This window comes from Pseudomonas cichorii, assembly GCF_015471405.1.
GTDB lineage: Bacteria > Pseudomonadota > Gammaproteobacteria > Pseudomonadales > Pseudomonadaceae > Aquipseudomonas > Aquipseudomonas serbiensis.
Genome location: NZ_BLVZ01000005.1, coordinates 317808 through 334917 on the forward strand (window position 1 = coordinate 317808; position 17110 = coordinate 334917).

Here is a 17110-nt window from a genome sequence, read left to right on the forward strand (position 1 = left end):
CTTCAGGCTTTTAACTTGTAGCTTGTAGCTTGTAGCTTGTAGCTTTCCGCTTGCCGCTTGCGCCCAATCGCTCCCCTACCATCACCCTTATCAATCATGCTGGGCAGCACCCCATCCCCGGCCTAGACTCTGCCCACTACAAGACAAAGGGTGAAGGTCATGTCCGAGACGCTGCTCAGTTCCCGCAATCTGGCTTTCGAGCTGTATGAGGTGCTGGATGCCGAAGCGCTGACCCGGCGCGAGCGCTTTGCCGAACATTCCCGTGAAACGTTCGATGCCGCCATCGGTACGGCTCGTACCATTGCCGAGAAGTACTTCGCCCCGCACAACCGCAAGGCCGATGAAAACGAACCTCGCTACGAGAATGGCGAGGCGGTGCTGATCCCCGAGGTCAAACCTGCGGTAGATGCGTTTCTGGAGGCCGGTTTTCTCAATGCAGCGCGGGACTTTGAAGAAGGCGGCATGCAGTTGCCGACGCTGTTATCCCAGGCCTGTTTCGCCCACTTTCAGGCCGCTAATGCGGGCACCACGGCTTACCCGTTCCTGAGCATGGGCGTGGCAAACCTGATCGAAAGCTTTGGCAGTGACGAGCAAAAGCAGCGTTTCCTGAAACCGATTATCGAAGGCCGTTTCTTCGGCACCATGGCGCTGACCGAACCCCATGCAGGTTCGTCGCTGTCAGATATCCGCACCCGGGCCGAGCTCGCTGCGGATGGCAGCTATCGCTTGCGCGGCAACAAGATCTTCATTTCCGGTGGCGATCACTCGCTGTCGGAAAACATCGTGCATATGGTGCTGGCCAAACTGCCGGACGCGCCTGCCGGTGTGAAAGGTATTTCGCTATTCATCGTACCCAAGTTTCTGGTCAACGAAGACGGCACCAACGGCCCCCGTAATGACGTGATTCTGGCCGGGCTGTTTCACAAGATGGGCTGGCGCGGCACCACCTCGACAGCATTGAACTTCGGCGATAACGGGCAATGTGTAGGCTATCTGGTCGGCAAGCCCCATCAGGGCCTGAGCTACATGTTCCAGATGATGAACGAAGCGCGGATTGGCGTGGGCATGGGTGCCATCATGCTCGGTTATGCGGGTTATCTGTATTCGCTGGACTACGCTCGGGAACGCCCGCAAGGACGACTGCCCGATAACCGGGACCCGCATAGCGCACCCGTGCCGATCATTCAGCACGCCGATGTCAGGCGCATGCTGTTGACTCAAAAAGCCTACGTGGAGGGTGCATTCGACCTCGGCCTGTATAGCGCCCGCCTGTTCGACGATACCCAAACCGGCGAAACCGAAGAACTGCGGCGCCAGGCCCACGAACTGCTCGACCTGCTGACGCCCATCGTCAAATCCTGGCCTTCGGAGTTTTGCCTGAAAGCCAACGAACTGGCGATCCAGATTCTGGGCGGCCACGGTTATACCCGCGAGTATCCAGTTGAGCAGTATTACCGCGATAACCGCCTGAACCCGATCCACGAGGGCACCCACGGCATCCAGTCGCTGGACTTGCTGGGGCGCAAACTGGCGCAAAATAATGGTGCAGGGCTCAAGCAGTTGATACGGCTGATTGCCGACACCACCAAACGGGCCAGCGCCCACGAAAGCCTCGATGCCTTGCGCCAGCCGCTGGAGCAACTGGTGACGCGCCTGCAAACGGTAACTGTCGGCCTGCTGACCGATCTGGCACAAGGCAGGATCAGTACGACACTCGCCAATTCGGCACTCTATCTGAAAGTGTTCGGCCACACCGTCATCGGTTGGCGCTGGCTGGAACAGGCCATTCGCGCCACGGAAGGACTGACTCGGAATACCCCGTCAGATGACGACTTCTATCAGGGCAAGTTGCAGGCAGCCCGGTACTTCCTGACGTGGGAAGTACCAGGCTGTCATCATGAACTGGTGCTACTGGAAAACCGGGATGATGCCTGCCTTGGCATGCAGGCAGATTGGTTTTAGAACCTCAGCCCCAACGGGTTGATCGGGAAGAACCGGTCAACCAGCCGCCGCCCCTGCTCACCCAGCTTTGCCGCAAAGCGTTCGCGGGTGAAGACTTCCCCGGTGCGCAACTCATAGAGCCTGTGCCAGCTCTTGGGCTCGGAGATTTCAATCAGACGTACCTTGATGAAACGGTAATCGAGGCCGGAGACCTGATGGATGTCATCGATCAGGAAGTAGCGACCCGGCAGGAAAATCGACTCGACCTCCTCAGGATCAGTGGAAAACGGCGCGACAGGGGTTGCACCCAAGTAGTTTCTGGCTGGCAATTCAAAGACAACCGAAGTGTCGTCAAAACTGATGGCAATGCCTTTCCTGGCAAAACTCACTGAATACTCGCCAGCCTGACTGCTGCAGAAAGCCCTCGCCACATAAGGGTTTTCACTGAATGACAGAATGTCGGTACTGACCAGCACATCGCCACTCTTGATCTGCCCGCTACGGAAAAAACGTCCCGAGGTACCACGCAAATCACTGCCGCCACGATAAAGGGTGACGCTGTTGTCGAAACCAACGGTGCGCAGATCGTCGGCCAGTTCATCGATCAGGTCGACCTGGGCCGGGCCGGTGGATGTTCCGGTGCGCAGATACTGGTTGAAGGAGGAGTCCTTGGCCGAATACAGCGGGATACGTCCACCCACATACTGGCCGTCCGACTTTTTGTAGATGTGATGCATGTCCCCCCACTCGTCGATATACACCGGATTACCATTCAGATCCTGAGCGATCAGATCGCCCGGGCTCAGTTCCGGCACATTCATGAGCGCTTTTTGCCGGGCCAGGGCGACCTGCGACAGGCGTTCTTCTTCCCCGAGATTGAACTGCATGTAGACATCCCAGAAAGGCGAACGAACAGCTACCAGCGACCCGCTTGCCACTTCATTACTCACTTCGCCCACCGGCAGAACTTGCGTCGACGAGGCTGAAGGCTCGTTCCACTCCCATTCACTACGGGCATTGAGGCGTACGGCGCGGCTCGCGTCGCTGACCCAGGGGTTGGACGGATCGGTCAGGGTCCAGGCGTTGAGATCATCGTTGAACACGACCCGATACGGCATGTCGTCAAGGCTGATCCAGGTTTCGCCATTGGACAGCATCTGGATGCCACGCATGCGGGTATTGACCCTGACCGGAAGGGGCGCTGGCGGATTCAACTCGACCATGGGAATGGACTGCGGGGTCTCAGATCCGACAGCCGCACTCGTGCTGCGGTTACGCGCCCCCGTCCTGAGCATTCCCACCAGCATGGCGAGGTTGAACACCAGGGATATCGAACCGTAGATCACACTGATGATCCCGGCCTTGCGTTGACGGGGCTCGCGGGCATGGATGGTCTGATCGACCTTGAGTACAAGGCTGGCGGCACTCACGCCCACCATGAGCAAAGCCATCGGCCAGCCCAATGGCGCCAGAGCGCCTAACGTACTGCTGAACGCATTCAGGTAGCCGAGCCACATCTGCTTGCGCAAGTCGGTATTGGAAGTCAGCAAGGTACGCGCATCCTCGCGCATCTGCTCCTTCGCCAGCCCACGCAGGTAGATGAACGCATCACCCGAGATAGCGAAGTCCCTGCTGTTGATCAGGGTTTGTCCCGCAACCCAGGGCGTGTCCAGAATCTCCCGAGCATGCTCATCGAAGAACTCGCCATGCAACTGCCGGCTCGTAGCCGAGCGAATGAACAATTTCTTGAAGGTGGCTGTGGGCGAGGTATCGAGCAAGCGCTCCTGCACCCATTCATACAGCACCTTATCCGAGGGAAACACATGAAAGGCATCGGTATCGCCGGGTAGATAGAGAAACTGCTGCCCGGAGCCATCAACGATACGGATGCTCTCGGTACATACATAGCCGCCGATATCGAAGGTGCGAAGGGTCAGCCCGGCCTTCGGGATAACGCCTGTACGCAATGCATCGTAGGTCATGACAGGTTGCAGCCTGCCAATGATCGTTTCAGTGACGAGCTTGAACTGCTCGATGTTCAATCGGCCCTTGAGCATTTGCAAACCGGCAGATGCCAGAAACGCAGAGCGGGCCAGGGTGCAGAAGTTATCGCGGTGCAGCGTCCAGAAGCGCTCCATCCTGGCGGTGAAAATCGCACTGAAATCCAGCGCCCAGAAATCCTCGAGAACCTGCCGGGGACGCAACGCAACTTCGTTACGCTCGTCGAACCACGGCTGTTGCGGCCCGCCACGATAGAAACCGCCATAGGATGCCAACATATCGCTAGCGTTCTGGTCTTCAACACTGAAACGACGAATCATCAATTCGACGAGATTCATCGACTCCACAGGCGGTCCGGGATGCTGCCAGCCGGTAATGGTTTTCGAGCTACTCACTGCCGTGGAAAAACGGTGCCAATAGATACTCTCCGGATCCATCCATTTGCCGGTATGCCTGAACAACAGCTTGCGGGCTTCGGCATAGGCAAGACCGTGAATATCCGGGTAATCGTCGATGAATGCGCGAGCGATGGTCTTGAGTCGGTGCTCATCGTTACCAATCGCGATCCGGGTCACTTCAGTTGTAGGTGTCGACATGGCTTTCTTTTCCGATAGGAGACAAGCCATGCACGTGAGCAGATAGAGAAATTGTAAGGCGGTAATTATTTATAGGATTAGTCTGTAACCTTTTTTGACAGCCCGCCAATTCAACAGGTTAGAATCCCTTGGCATGCGGACTGCATGGTCAGTTTGTATCCTGCCTGTTCACAACCGTTTCTATCTGGAGTACCGCCCTTGGATGCCACGACCATCAACAGCCTGTTCCTGATCGGCGCGTTGCTGGTGGGCGCAAGTATTCTGGTCAGTTCTCTGTCTTCACGTCTCGGCATTCCGATTCTGGTCATTATTCTTGCCGTGGGCATGGTGGCGGGGGTCGATGGCGGCGGGATCATCTTCGACAACTACGCCACGGCTTATCTGGTGGGCAACCTGGCCCTGGCAGTGATCCTGCTGGATGGCGGCCTGCGTACCAGGGTCGCCAGCTTCCGGGTTGCGTTGTGGCCTGCATTGTCGCTGGCAACGGTCGGGGTGCTGATCACTACGGCACTGACCGGCATGGTCGCGGCATGGCTGTTTGACCTGAACATGATTCAAGGCCTGCTGATAGGCGCCATTGTCGGCTCCACCGATGCCGCAGCGGTGTTCTCGCTGCTGGGCGGCAAGGGCCTGAACGAGCGGGTAACCGCCAGCCTGGAAATCGAATCCGGCAGCAACGACCCCATGGCGGTGTTTCTGACCGTCACCCTGATCGGCATGCTCGCCAGCGGCCAGACCGGCCTGCACTGGGGGTTGCTGGGTCACCTTATTCAAGAGTTCGGTATCGGCAGCTTCATCGGCCTGGGTGGCGGCTGGCTGATGCTGCAACTGGTCAACCGCATCAATCTGGCAGCCGGTCTGTATCCGATTCTGGTCATTGCGGGCGGCCTGGCGATCTTTGCTCTGACCAACGCCATTCACGGCAGCGGCTTCCTGGCTGTCTATCTGTGCGGTCTGGTGCTGGGCAACCGGCCAATCCGCAGCCGCCACGGCATTTTGCACATGCTCGACGGCATGGCCTGGCTCGCGCAGATCGGCATGTTTCTGGTACTGGGCCTGTTGGTCACGCCCCATGACCTGCTGCCTATCGCCATCCCGGCCCTGGGCCTGGCGTTGTGGATGATTCTGGTGGCTCGCCCGCTTTCGGTCATGGTCGGCCTGTTGCCGTTCAAGGCGTTCCATGGTCGCGAAAAGGCGTTCATTGCCTGGGTCGGCCTTCGCGGTGCAGTACCGATCATTCTCGCGGTGTTCCCGCTGATGGCCGGCCTGCCCAATGCGCAGTTGTACTTCAACCTCGCGTTCTTCATCGTTCTGGTTTCACTGTTGCTGCAAGGCACCAGCCTGCCGTGGATGGCAAAACTGCTGAAGGTTACGGTTCCGCCTGATCCGGCACCGATTACCCGCTCGGCGCTGGAAGTGCATGTCACCAGTGAGTGGGAACTGTTCGTCTATCGCCTGGGCGCGGAGAAATGGTGCATCGGCGCCGCCCTGCGCGAGCTGAAGATGCCCGAGAATACCCGTATCGCGGCGCTGTTCAGGGATCAGCAACTGCTTCACCCTTCCGGCAGTACCACACTGGAGGTCGGTGACCTGTTGTGCGTGATCGGCCACGAACATGATCTTCCGGCGCTGGGCAAGCTATTCAGCCAGGCCCCGCAACGTGGTCTGGACCTGCGCTTCTTCGGCGACTTCGTCCTTGAAGGCGATGCGCAACTGGGTGCCGTCGCGGCGCTGTATGGCCTCAAGCTCGACGGTCTGGATACGAATATGCCGCTCAGCCAGTTCATCATTCAGAAGAATCGCGGCGAGCCCGTCGTGGGCGACCAGATCGAATGGAATGGAACTATTTGGACTGTTGCGGTGATGGAAGGGAACAAGATACTCAAAGTCGGCGTCAGATTCCCCGAAGGAAGCCGCCCGGGTCCCGGATTGTTCCTTTAAACTGCCAATCCACTCGTTTTATCAAGCGACCGGTGTCTATGTTTTCCCTGCGTGCCTTTTTTGCTGTCACCCTGCTTGGGCTCTGCCTTTCCACTTTCCCGGCGCTGGCGGCTGATCCGCCAACCAGCGCAGCCGTGCAACAAAGCCTGGACAAGATCGCCGACCGTAAGCTGCCGGAAGCCGACCAGAAAGCCCTGCAACAGGTGCTTGAGCAAACCCTCGCGTTCCTGGCGAGCCAGCAGGACAGCCAGGAGAAACTGGCAGCTCTCAAACAGCAGTTGAATCAAGCCCCCAAACAGACCACCGACAACCAGCGGGAACTGATCCGCCTGAAAGAAAGCAAAGTCATCCCGATTGCCCAACGCTATGGCAGCCTTGATGTGCCGCAACTCGAGCAGATGCTCAGCCAGCGCAGCACCCAGCAAAGCGATCTGCAAAAAGCCCTGAACGATGCCAACAGCCTGACCATCACTGCCCAGACGCGGCCGGAAAGGGCGCAGGCTGAAATCAGCGCCAACCAGACACGCATCCAGCAGATCAACGCCACTCTCAAGCTGGGCAAGGACAACGGCAAAACCCTCAGCGCCGACCAGCGCAACATGCTCAATGCCGAGCTGGCCTCGATCAATGCCCTGAACCTGCTGCGCCGCCAGGAACTGGCAGGCAACAGTCAGCTTCAGGACCTGGGCAACAGTCAGCATGACCTGCTGACCGAGAAAGTGACCCGTCAGGAGCAGGAAATTCAGGACCTGCAAACCCTGATCAACGACAAGCGCCGCGCCCAGTCCCAAAAGACCGTGGCCGAGCTGTCTCTGGAAGCCCAAAAGGCGGGCAGCAGCAGCCTGCTGGCCACCGAAAGCGCCGCCAACCTCAAGCTCTCCGACTACTTGCTGCGCGGCACCGACCGCCTCAATGAGCTGACCCAGCAAAACCTCAAGACCAAGCAGCAACTGGACAATCTGACCCAGACCGATCAGGCCCTGAACGAGCAGATCAACGTTCTGAGCGGCAGCCTGCTGCTGTCCAAGATTCTCTACAAGCAGAAGCAGGCCCTGCCCCATCTGCAACTGGACAAAGGCCTGGCCGACGAAATCGCCAACATTCGCCTGTACCAGTTCGAGATCAACCAGCAGCGCGAACAGATGAGCAGCCCTTCGGCCTACGTCGAAAAGCTGCTGGCGACCCAGCCGCCTGAAGACATTACCCCGCAACTGCGCAGAACCCTGCTCGATCTGGCCATTACCCGTAGCGACCTGCTGGAGCGTCTGAACCGTGAACTGAGCGCACTGCTCAACGAATCCATCACCCTGCAACTGAACCAGAAACAACTGACCAGTACCGCCATCAGCCTGCGCGCCACGCTGGACGAGCAGATGTTCTGGATACCCAGCAACAAGCCGCTGGACCTGGAGTGGTTCCAGAACATCTGGCCACGCCTGAAAAAGCAGCTCGCCACGCTTCCCTGGACATCCAGCCTCAGCGAACTGTCCGACGGGCTGACCCAACGCCCGCTGCTGTTCCTGCCGCTATTGCTGCTGATCGGGGTCCTGACATGGCGACGCAAGGCGCTTTATCAAAAGCTCGGCCGGTTGCATTCCGATATCGGTCACTTCAAGCGTGACAGCCAGTGGAAAACGCCTCTGGCTCTGCTGATCAATGTGCTGCTGGCCTTGCCCGTGGCGCTGGGTCTGGCGTTGTGCGGCTATGCACTGCAGATCGATGCCCGCGGGCAGAACGCCAATCTGGGCGAAGCATTGCTGCAGATTGCCCTGACCTGGCTGGTGTTCTACACGGCCTATCGCGTGCTGGCACCGGCCGGTGTTGCACAACTGCATTTCCGCTGGGAAACGGCTCAGGTCGAATTCCTGCGCGGCTGGGTGCGTCGCCTCGGGCTGGTGGTTCTGGCTCTGGTGGCGGTGGTCGCCGTTGCCGAGCATCAACCGGCAGCACTGGCCGACGATGTGCTGGGCATTGGCGTGGTGCTGACCTGTTATGCCTTGATGGCCTTGCTGCTCAGCCGCCTGCTGCTGTCCAGCCCGACCCATCACAACGCATCGCTGTTTCGCAAAGCCGTCGGTCTTGCGTTCACGGCCCTGCCCATCGCGCTGTTTCTGGCGGTCTGCTTCGGTTACTACTACACCGCACTGAAACTCAGCGACCGTCTGATCGATACCTTGTATCTGATCATGCTCTGGCTGGTGGCAGAGGCCACCTTCGTGCGCGGCCTGAGCGTTGCCGCACGTCGTCTGGCTTACCAGCGCGCACTGGCCAAGCGTCAGGCCGCGCGGGAAAGCGGTGACGGCGAAGTCGCGATAGAAGAGCCGAAGCTGGACATCGAGCAAGTCAACCAGCAGTCGCTGCGCCTGATCCGTCTGGCCTTGCTGGGCGGCTTCATTGGTGGGCTCTATCTGGTCTGGGCCGACCTGATCACGGTGTTCGCGTATCTGGACAACATCACCCTGTACGAATACACCAGCGGCACGGGTGCCAACATCAGCATGGTGCCTATCAGCCTGGGCGACATGATCGGCGCACTGGTGATCATCGGTATCACTTTCGTGCTGGCCGGCAACCTGCCAGGCCTGCTGGAAGTCCTGGTGCTGTCACGCCTGAATCTGGCGCAAGGCAGTGCCTATGCCACCACCACGCTGCTGTCCTATGCCATTGCCGGCATAGGCTTCGTCTCTACCCTCTCGACCCTGGGCGTGAGCTGGGACAAGCTGCAATGGCTGGTCGCCGCGCTGTCGGTCGGCCTGGGTTTCGGCATGCAGGAAATCTTCGCGAACTTCATTTCCGGCATCATGATCCTGTTCGAGCGCCCGGTACGGATCGGTGACACCATCACCATCGGCAACCTGTCCGGCACGGTCAGCAAGATCCGCATCCGCGCCACGACCATTACCGACTTCGACCGCAAGGACATCATCGTCCCGAACAAGACCTTCATCACCGGTCAGCTCATCAACTGGTCGCTGACCGACACCATTACCCGCGTCACCCTGAAACTGGGCGTGGATTACGGCTCGGACCTGGATCTGGTCCGCACCCTGCTGCTCCAGGCCGCCCGTGACAACCCTCGCGTGCTGAAGGAACCGGAACCGATCGTCTACTTCCTGAACTTCGGCGAAAGCACCCTGGACCACGAACTGCGCATGCATGTACGCGACCTGGGCGACCGTAACCCGGTACTGGACGAGATCAACCGCTTCATCAACCGTGAGTTCAAGAAGCAGAAAATCAACATCTCGTTCCGCCAGATGGAGGTCTATCTCAAGAACCTCCACGGCCAGGAATACAAGATGGTGCCGATCGAAAACACCGACAAAACCATCCTGCCTGTCGAGCCTGAGACGCCGCCGGTCACGACCAAAGTTAAGCCAGCACCCAAGGATGCACCCGAGCCGCCTGAACTCAGGCTCGACTGACACGACTAATCCCAGCAGAATGCTCGGACATTCTGCTGGAGATGGCCCGTGAAAGCCCTCGACGAACTCATCTTCGACAATCGCTTTGCCCGACTGGGCGATGTGTTTTCAACAGCGGTCCTGCCTGAGCCCATTGAAGAACCGCGCCTGGTAGTTGCCAGCGAGTCGGCTCTGGCTCTTCTGGATCTCGACCCGGCCCAGGCCGAACTCCCACTGTTCGCCGAAATTTTCAGCGGTCACAAGCTCTGGAGCGATGCCGATCCACGGGCAATGGTCTATTCAGGTCATCAGTTCGGCTCCTACAACCCAAGGCTGGGAGACGGACGCGGCCTGTTGCTGGGCGAGGTCTATAACGACGCAGGCGAACACTGGGACCTGCATCTCAAAGGCGCCGGACGCACACCTTATTCACGCATGGGCGACGGGCGCGCCGTATTGCGCTCCTCGATTCGTGAATTTCTGGCCTCAGAAGCCCTGCATGCCCTGGGCATCCCGACCAGCCGGGCAGCCTGCGTGATCGGCTCCAGCACACCGGTGTGGCGTGAAACCCAGGAGCGGGCGGCAATGGTCCTGCGCATGGCTCCAAGCCATATCCGTTTCGGCAGCCTCGAATACTTCTACTACACCAAGCAGCCGGAACGCCTTAAAGAATTGGGCGAACATGTACTGGCCCTGCACTATCCACAGTGCCTGGAGCAACCCGAGCCTTATCTGGCGATGTTCAGGGAAATCGTCGAGCGCAACGCCGAACTGATCGCAAAATGGCAGGCTTATGGCTTCTGCCATGGAGTGATGAACACCGACAACATGTCGATCATGGGTATCACCTTCGACTTCGGCCCGTTCGCTTTTCTTGATGATTTCGATGAGCATTTCATCTGCAACCATTCCGACCACGAAGGCCGCTACTCCTTCAGCAATCAGGTGCCTATCGCGCAGTGGAACCTCAGCGCGCTGGCTCAAGCCCTGACCCCCTTCATCAGCATCGAAGCCCTGCGAGAAACCATAGGCCTGTTCCTGCCGCTCTATCAGGCCCACTACCTGGATCTCATGCGCCGCCGCCTGGGCCTGACCAGCGCCGAAGACGAGGATGACAAACTGATCAGCCGTCTCCTGCAGTTGATGCAGAACAGCGGCGTCGATTACACCTTGTTCTTCCGCCGGCTGGGCGACGAACCCGCTGCAGATGCGCTGCGCAAACTGCGCGACGACTTTGTCGACATCAAGGGTTTCGACAGTTGGGCCGAAGGCTATCAGGCTCGCCAGGCCAGAGAAGACAGCGGCACCGAGCAGGACCGCCAGACACGCATGCATGCCGTCAATCCGCTCTACATCCTGCGCAACTACCTGGCGCAGAACGCCATCGAGGCGGCAGAAAAAGGCGACTACACAGAAGTCCGCCGCCTGCATGAAGTGCTCTGCACCCCCTTCACCGAACAGCCCGGCATGACTAACTACGCGCAGCGCCCCCCGGAGTGGGGAAAGCACCTGGAGATAAGCTGCTCGTCTTGATCCCGGGCCCTGAAGCAGCCGGAGTGTCGGCTTCCTTGGCGTCCAAAGTCTTTTCCTTCTCCTTGTCGTCCTTACCGGGTATCGCGCCTGCCAGGATTTCAAATAACGTTAAGAGTCGCTCGTCTTTTTTTGGGCCAGCGGCTGCTTCAAGCATCCAGCCTTCAACTTTGGCTTCGTAATCGGCGGGAGATTGGGCTTGCTTGATCGGCGGCAGGGACCGGTAATAGATCAAATGCTCTGCATAAAAAAGATGGGGGTCTTGAATAAAATCACCTTGCTGGCTTCGACCGTAAATATCCATCCCCCACTCCAGTTCAATATGGCAAGCGCCCCGATAGGCCGCATGCCGTTCATGCAAGGTGAAGGTGTCGCTCTCGTCGTAAGCAATCACCGTCAATTGCTCATATGACAAACCAGCAAAAGGATTTCTGGCACAGGGATCACGCTGCATATCGCGAATCACATACTCCACCGCCTGCCGATCTCGTTCTCTCAGAAAGGGATCATTTATGGTGGCGTCTGGCAAAACACTCATTGCATCACTGCGATCATAAGGCACAGAACCAAAGTGAGCCTGGAATCTGAGTGCTAGATCTCCCAACGCCTGGCGGCTAAGCGATTGATCCCGAACCTCGGCCCGGGCGGCACTTTCGCTTAGCTGGCGAGACAGTATCGATATATTGGTTGTATCGGGTGAAGGTGCTGAAACTTCGGCAGGCTCATCGATATCTGGAGTAGCAACTGCTTTTATCGCTGATACCGGCGTGACGGGTAAAGGTGCTGCGTGACTTTCTATATTGTTTATCATATACAGCCCTCTCTTTGAGGAAGGAAACTCGTACCGAAAACAGTTCCCTGTTCCCGGTACGAAAACCGGAAGCTCTTATCTCATGACAAATTCAACCGTCCATTCATGCGTAGAGTTGTTGACAGAAACTATTCTGGCATCACAACGTGCTCCACCAGTTGCCACAGCCTCCTTGATCCACTTCGGCGCTCTCACCCCACGGGTATGAGCCATGATGTAAGTCGATTTGAACTTACATTCTTTAACACCCGCCCTGTAGCGAACAAACGCATGACTGGCATCAGGAGAAAGGCGCCCCTTAACAACATATGTATCTGTACCACCTGCAGAAACACTAGCACTGGGAGATTTCACAGCAAAACTCCTTGTCAGCCCCTCATTACTATCAATCGGACTATATAACGCAGCCGACGAACCATTATTCTTGAAAACAACTGTCACCGACGGTCCTGCCTGCGCCATACCTGCAGCAATAAATGTGGCAACAGCAACAACACTTTTAATACCTTTTAAAGTCTTCATTCCTTGATACCTTTTTTGTTAGTTCCTGCAAAAAAGGTTAAAGACATGAAGCGATTCACTCAACTGCCCGATCGGATAACCCGAAAGGATAGTTTTTCAAACAAACACAATCCGTAGGAGCGAATTTATTCGCGAACCAAACGGAATTTACTTATTTATTTGTAGGACCATTCCTTAATATTAATTACCGCCCCTAAAACATGCTTTTTTCGCCTAACCTCCAGACTTTCCAAAAGACAGAGGAAGCAGGCCATGCCATTTGTAGTCAGGGAAGGCGATCCAACCACCACGGGTGGTTTCGTGCTGTCAGCGTCCGCAACAGAATTGATAGATGAGCGCAGGGTCGCGCGCATGGGCGATCCAGTGTGGTGTCCGGCGTGCAAGAGCGTGGGCTACATCGCCCAGGGGAATCCGACCTATATCAATGGCTGTGTTGCCGTCGCCACGCACGGGCATGAAGTGAAATGCGGATGCCCGCCTGGCGACAATCGACTGACAGCCTCTCAGGAACACTCCAGGGCAGACATGGAGGCGACCATCAGCATTCCGCCAGAAATGGCCGAAAAGGCGTTGATGAATGCCGAGCGGATCATCGACTCGATCAAGGCAGGCACTTTTGCTTCCCCACTTTTCAAATCCGATGCGCAAGGCTAAGGCCTTTGGCAATGGGGTCTGGCGCCCCACTCCGGTACATCTTCAAGCCTGGGCTCTGGTTTCCAGCCAGTGGTGCAGGTCAACGAATTGCTGCGTCAACTTGTGGCGAGGGTCGAAATGGATCAAAGGTGTGCTGGCATGATGCGACTCGCGCATTTTCACCGAGGCACTGAGGTGAATCGGCAGGACCGGCAGTCCCTCGGCAATCAGTTCGTCAATCATTTGCTGGGGCAGGCTGGCACGAGGCTGGAACTGATTGACGATAATCCCTTCCACTTCAAGACCGTCGTTATGATCTTCCTTGAGTTCCTCAACCTCATGAAGCAACCCGTAAAGGGCCTGACGCGAAAAACTGTCGCAGTCGAAGGGAATGAGTACACGATCAGCCGCAATCAGCGCCGAAACGGCATAGAAGTTCAGGGCTGGCGGGGTATCCAGATAAATGCGCTCGTAATCTTCGCTCAGCTCATCCAGCAGCTTTCGCAGCTTGTTGATCTTGTGCTTGGCCTCAAGCTTGGGCTGAAGGTCAGCCAGCTCGGCGGTCGCGGTTACCACATGCAGGTTGTCGTAAGGCGTTTCATAGATATCGACATGATTCTTCCTGCCGAACGGTGCGGAAGACAGCGTCTGCTTGAAGAACTCGGCAATCCCCATCGGAATATCGTTGCCCGTCAGGCCGGTGAGGTATTGGGTCGAATTAGCCTGGGCATCCAGATCGATCAACAGTGTTCGATAACCTTCATTAGCGCTGACAGCCGCCAGATTGCAGGCGATGCTGGACTTGCCCACACCCCCTTTCTGATTGAACACCACGCGACGCATGCAATAACTCCTCGTTCAGTGAAGAAACAACCTGCAATGCCGATAAAGGCCTCGCAGGAAGTCCGAGTCTAGGCAATACATATGACAAGGGCGAGTTTTCCACAAGACAAGAGTCCATAGATGCCTCGCACACCGGCAATATGACCGCGATAAAGCATAAAAAAGCGCTAATAGACGTAAAAAAAGCGCCTACAAACAAATAATGTGTAACAAATTTGCTACTCATACGGACCATCAGGATAATGCGCGCAGTCAGTCAAGATGACGCACCAAGGCTGATATCGCTCGCCTGAAGCAGCAACAAGAAGTAGCCCGCAGGGGCGGGAAGAGAAGTGATCACATTCAACATCGCACAATGGCGTGCCTGGGCCCCTGGCCTGGCAAGCGTGGACGACTGGCAGCAGTGGAGCCGGAGTCCGACGCTTTTACAAAGCAGCGATGCCGCGCCGGACGTCTCTTTCCTTCCCGCCATGCAGCGCAGACGCCTGAGCAGAATGGCACGCATGGCCTTCACGGTTGGCTGGCCATTGGCTGAAGGTCATGAGCGACTGCCTCTGGTATTCGTGTCGCGCCATGGGGAAACGCCCCGCACCTTTGATATCTTGCGCGATCTCTCCGCGAACGAGCCGCTATCTCCGACCCAGTTCAGCCTTTCGGTGCATAACGCCGTCATTGGGCTGTGGTCGATAATGCGCGGAGAAACCTGTGAAATGACAGCCCTGGCCGCTGCCGGTGACGGGCTTGAACACGGGGTTTTCGAGGCTGTCACGCTGCTGGCCGAAGGCAATAACGCCGTTCTGCTGGTCGTGACAGAAGAGCAACCGCCAAGCGCCTATGCCCAATGGATCGATGACGTGCCCTTTCCCTATGCCGTTGGCTTGCTGCTGACCAAGGGTAATGACTGGCAGCTGTCTCTCGGTGGCGATACCCAGGCCACCGAACGAACCCAATGGCCCCACGCCCTGAATTTGTTACGCGCCCTGAATACCAACCAATCCGTTTGCCAACATCCCTGGAATAACCGGTTATGGAACTGGCAACGCAACCTCTGAAAAAGGGTCGGGACGCTTACTACTGGCGTCTGCTGGCCACCGGACTCAGTTTTGCCCTGTTCGGGTTGAGCGGGCTATGCCTGCGTCTGTTCGTTTTTCCGTTGCTGGGATGTCTGCCAGGGGATAAAGCCAGCCATCAGCGTCGCGCAAGACGCACCATCAGTCATCTGTTCTGGCTGTTTATTCGCTTCATGGCGCGCATGGGTGTTCTGACTTACGACGTACAAGGTGCCGAGCGACTGGGGCGTGCAGGGCAGATGATCATTGCCAACCATCCTTCGCTGATCGATGTGGTGTTCCTGATCGGGCTGGTTCGCGATGCCAATTGCGTGGTCAAGCGCAGCCTGTGGGACAACCCTTGCACTCGCGGTCCCGTCCGCTCCACCGGCTATATAAGCAATGACGGCAGCATGGACATGCTCGACTCTGCCGTCGACCGCCTGCAGGCAGGCCAGACACTGATCATCTTTCCGGAAGGCACACGCACTCAGCCGGGCATGGCCCCCGCCTTTCATCGAGGTGCTGCCGCCATTGCCCTGCGCGGTGCCAGCATGATTACCCCAGTCATCATCCAGGTCAGCCCGACCACACTGACCAAGGCCGAACCCTGGTACCGGATCCCGCAACGCCGCGTGCACTTCACCCTGCGCGTTGGCGAAGACATCGACCCCAACAGTTTTACTGCGCTTGGCCCGCCTCCGCTGGCGTCGCGCAAACTCAACGATTACCTGCATGCGTATTTCATTAAGGAGCTCGCCACAGATGAGCGATCTACACCGGGACATTAAGCAACTGATCATCGATGCCCTGGGCCTCGAAGACATCACCCCCCACGACATAGGCAATGACCAGACTCTCTTTGGCGAAGGCCTGGGCCTGGACTCGGTCGATGCACTGGAGCTGGGGCTGGCGATTCAGAAACGCTATGGCATCAAGATCGATGCCGATGCAAAGGACACTCGTAACCATTTCACATGCGTAGACAGCCTTGCGGCCTTCGTCAGCGCCAGACAATCGGCCTGAGGACTGAACATGCAAACCCGCGAAGACATTTTCGAGACCCTGCGCACGTCCATGGTAGAGCTGTTCGAGCTTGAGCCAGAGCGCGTCACGCTACAGGCCAATCTCTATCAGGATCTGGAAATCGACAGCATTGATGCCGTGGACCTGATCGACCACATCAAACGCAAGACCGGCAAGAAAATCGCCGCAGAAGAGTTCAAGTCGGTAAGAACGGTCAACGACGTGGTCGAAGCCGTCTATCGCATGGCCAATCCAGCCGAATGAAACGGCTGATCGGCCCCGGTCTGCTACTGATCGGTGTGCTCTACCCGTTTGCCGTCTACTGGGGCACGGAGCATTTCGCGCCCTGGCAGTTCGCCCTGTTACTGGGTGGCCTGTGGCTGACACGCGCCCTGACGAGCGAAAGACGTGCAGGCACTCTGGCAATGGCAATTGCTGCCCTCGTGTTCTGCCTTTTGCTGGGCGTGCTGGACAGCCCCCTCCTGCTGCGCTGGTACCCGGTACTCATCAGCCTGTTCATGCTGTGCCTTTTCGGCTCAAGCCTGATGTATGGCATGCCCCTGGTGGAGCGACTGGCGCGCTTGAAAGAGCCGGAACTACCCGAAGTTGCCGTCCGCTATACGCGCCAGGTCACCCAGGTCTGGTGTGTGTTCTTTCTGGGCAACGGCCTGACCGCAGCAGCCTTGACGCTTTGGGCACCGCTGTCATGGTGGGCGCTGTATACCGGCCTTATTTCCTATGGACTGATGGGCCTGCTCTTCGCAGGCGAATTGATAGTCCGCCGACGTGTCCGAGGCGGAGCATGAAATGGAT

Annotated in this window: 14 protein-coding genes; 10 read left to right on the forward strand and 4 right to left on the reverse strand. The window is 57.5% G+C overall.

Annotated features, from left to right (window positions below; genetic code table 11):
• Positions 1–159 precede the first annotated feature (159 nt).
• On the forward strand, positions 160–1962 hold the full coding sequence (locus JL015_RS09515) for an acyl-CoA dehydrogenase (protein WP_201018285.1): 1803 nt from the start codon (positions 160–162) through the stop codon (positions 1960–1962).
• Here JL015_RS09515 and JL015_RS09520 read toward each other — a convergent pair.
• On the reverse strand, positions 1959–4538 hold the full coding sequence (locus tag JL015_RS09520) for a dermonecrotic toxin domain-containing protein (RefSeq protein ID WP_201018286.1): 2580 nt from the start codon (positions 4536–4538) through the stop codon (positions 1959–1961). The genes JL015_RS09515 and JL015_RS09520 overlap by 4 nt on opposite strands.
• A gap of 198 nt (positions 4539–4736) precedes the next feature.
• On the opposite strand from JL015_RS09520, the gene JL015_RS09525 reads away from it, so the two are divergent.
• The 3 genes from JL015_RS09525 to selO are packed head-to-tail and all read left to right on the forward strand — an operon-like array spanning position 4737 to position 11416.
• A complete protein-coding gene (locus JL015_RS09525) occupies positions 4737–6479 on the forward strand; it encodes a potassium/proton antiporter (RefSeq protein WP_201001529.1) in 1743 nt (580 codons plus the stop codon).
• A gap of 38 nt (positions 6480–6517) precedes the next feature.
• The gene (gene mscK / locus JL015_RS09530; RefSeq protein ID WP_201018371.1) at positions 6518–9904 is read left to right on the forward strand and encodes a mechanosensitive channel MscK; all 3387 of its coding nucleotides are present in this window, start codon (positions 6518–6520) and stop codon (positions 9902–9904) included.
• 48 nt (positions 9905–9952) lie between these two features.
• On the forward strand, positions 9953–11416 hold the full coding sequence (gene selO, locus JL015_RS09535; protein WP_201018287.1) for a protein adenylyltransferase SelO: 1464 nt from the start codon (positions 9953–9955) through the stop codon (positions 11414–11416).
• Here the strand turns inward: selO and JL015_RS09540 are convergent.
• A complete protein-coding gene (locus tag JL015_RS09540) occupies positions 11355–12224 on the reverse strand; it encodes a hypothetical protein (protein WP_201018288.1) in 870 nt (289 codons plus the stop codon). The two genes, selO and JL015_RS09540, sit on opposite strands and share 62 nt — an antisense overlap.
• 75 nt (positions 12225–12299) lie before the next feature.
• Positions 12300–12746: a hypothetical protein gene (locus JL015_RS09545; protein ID WP_201018289.1), complete on the reverse strand. Its 447-nt coding sequence runs from the start codon at positions 12744–12746 to the stop codon at positions 12300–12302.
• Between the two features lie 252 nt (positions 12747–12998).
• On the opposite strand from JL015_RS09545, the gene JL015_RS09550 reads away from it, so the two are divergent.
• Complete coding sequence (locus tag JL015_RS09550) at positions 12999–13400, forward strand: PAAR domain-containing protein (protein ID WP_201018290.1); 402 nt, start codon at positions 12999–13001, stop codon at positions 13398–13400.
• Between the two features lie 42 nt (positions 13401–13442).
• Here the strand turns inward: JL015_RS09550 and JL015_RS09555 are convergent, their stop codons facing one another.
• Positions 13443–14222, reverse strand: a complete 780-nt coding sequence (locus JL015_RS09555; protein ID WP_201001521.1) for a ParA family protein — start codon at positions 14220–14222, stop codon at positions 13443–13445.
• 332 nt (positions 14223–14554) lie between these two features.
• Between JL015_RS09555 and JL015_RS09560 the strand changes: the two genes are divergently transcribed.
• From JL015_RS09560 to JL015_RS09580, 5 genes are read left to right on the forward strand one after another with little or no spacing between them, the layout of a single operon-like run.
• On the forward strand, positions 14555–15274 hold the full coding sequence (locus JL015_RS09560; RefSeq protein ID WP_201018291.1) for a beta-ketoacyl synthase chain length factor: 720 nt from the start codon (positions 14555–14557) through the stop codon (positions 15272–15274).
• Positions 15250–16062 (forward strand): lysophospholipid acyltransferase family protein, encoded by an 813-nt coding sequence (locus JL015_RS09565; protein ID WP_201018292.1) that lies wholly within the window; start codon positions 15250–15252, stop codon positions 16060–16062. The genes JL015_RS09560 and JL015_RS09565 overlap by 25 nt, the downstream gene beginning before the upstream one ends.
• Positions 16037–16297 carry a phosphopantetheine-binding protein gene (locus tag JL015_RS09570; protein ID WP_201018293.1) on the forward strand — a complete coding sequence of 87 codons (261 nt, stop codon included), beginning with the start codon at positions 16037–16039 and terminating at the stop codon, positions 16295–16297. Before JL015_RS09565 ends, JL015_RS09570 begins: the two co-directional genes overlap by 26 nt.
• A gap of 9 nt (positions 16298–16306) precedes the next feature.
• Positions 16307–16561, forward strand: coding sequence for an acyl carrier protein (locus JL015_RS09575; protein ID WP_201001515.1), 255 nt, complete (start codon positions 16307–16309; stop codon positions 16559–16561).
• On the forward strand, positions 16558–17103 hold the full coding sequence (locus JL015_RS09580) for a hypothetical protein (RefSeq protein WP_201018294.1): 546 nt from the start codon (positions 16558–16560) through the stop codon (positions 17101–17103). The genes JL015_RS09575 and JL015_RS09580 overlap by 4 nt, the downstream gene beginning before the upstream one ends.
• The last annotated feature ends 7 nt before the right edge of the window (positions 17104–17110 follow it).

What these genes read in the sequence shown, in the direction of transcription:
- JL015_RS09515 (WP_201018285.1), top strand. Translation starts at nt 160, where the DNA reads ATGTCCGAGACGCTGCTCAGTTCCCGCAATCTGGCTTTCGAGCTGTAT.
- JL015_RS09520 (WP_201018286.1), bottom strand. Translation starts at nt 4,538, where the DNA reads ATGTCGACACCTACAACTGAAGTGACCCGGATCGCGATTGGTAACGAT.
- mscK (WP_201018371.1), top strand. Translation starts at nt 6,518, where the DNA reads ATGTTTTCCCTGCGTGCCTTTTTTGCTGTCACCCTGCTTGGGCTCTGC.
- JL015_RS09540 (WP_201018288.1), bottom strand. Translation starts at nt 12,224, where the DNA reads ATGATAAACAATATAGAAAGTCACGCAGCACCTTTACCCGTCACGCCG.
- JL015_RS09545 (WP_201018289.1), bottom strand. Translation starts at nt 12,746, where the DNA reads ATGAAGACTTTAAAAGGTATTAAAAGTGTTGTTGCTGTTGCCACATTT.
- JL015_RS09550 (WP_201018290.1), top strand. Translation starts at nt 12,999, where the DNA reads ATGCCATTTGTAGTCAGGGAAGGCGATCCAACCACCACGGGTGGTTTC.
- JL015_RS09555 (WP_201001521.1), bottom strand. Translation starts at nt 14,222, where the DNA reads ATGCGTCGCGTGGTGTTCAATCAGAAAGGGGGTGTGGGCAAGTCCAGC.
- JL015_RS09565 (WP_201018292.1), top strand. Translation starts at nt 15,250, where the DNA reads ATGGAACTGGCAACGCAACCTCTGAAAAAGGGTCGGGACGCTTACTAC.
- JL015_RS09570 (WP_201018293.1), top strand. Translation starts at nt 16,037, where the DNA reads ATGAGCGATCTACACCGGGACATTAAGCAACTGATCATCGATGCCCTG.
- JL015_RS09575 (WP_201001515.1), top strand. Translation starts at nt 16,307, where the DNA reads ATGCAAACCCGCGAAGACATTTTCGAGACCCTGCGCACGTCCATGGTA.
- JL015_RS09580 (WP_201018294.1), top strand. Translation starts at nt 16,558, where the DNA reads ATGAAACGGCTGATCGGCCCCGGTCTGCTACTGATCGGTGTGCTCTAC.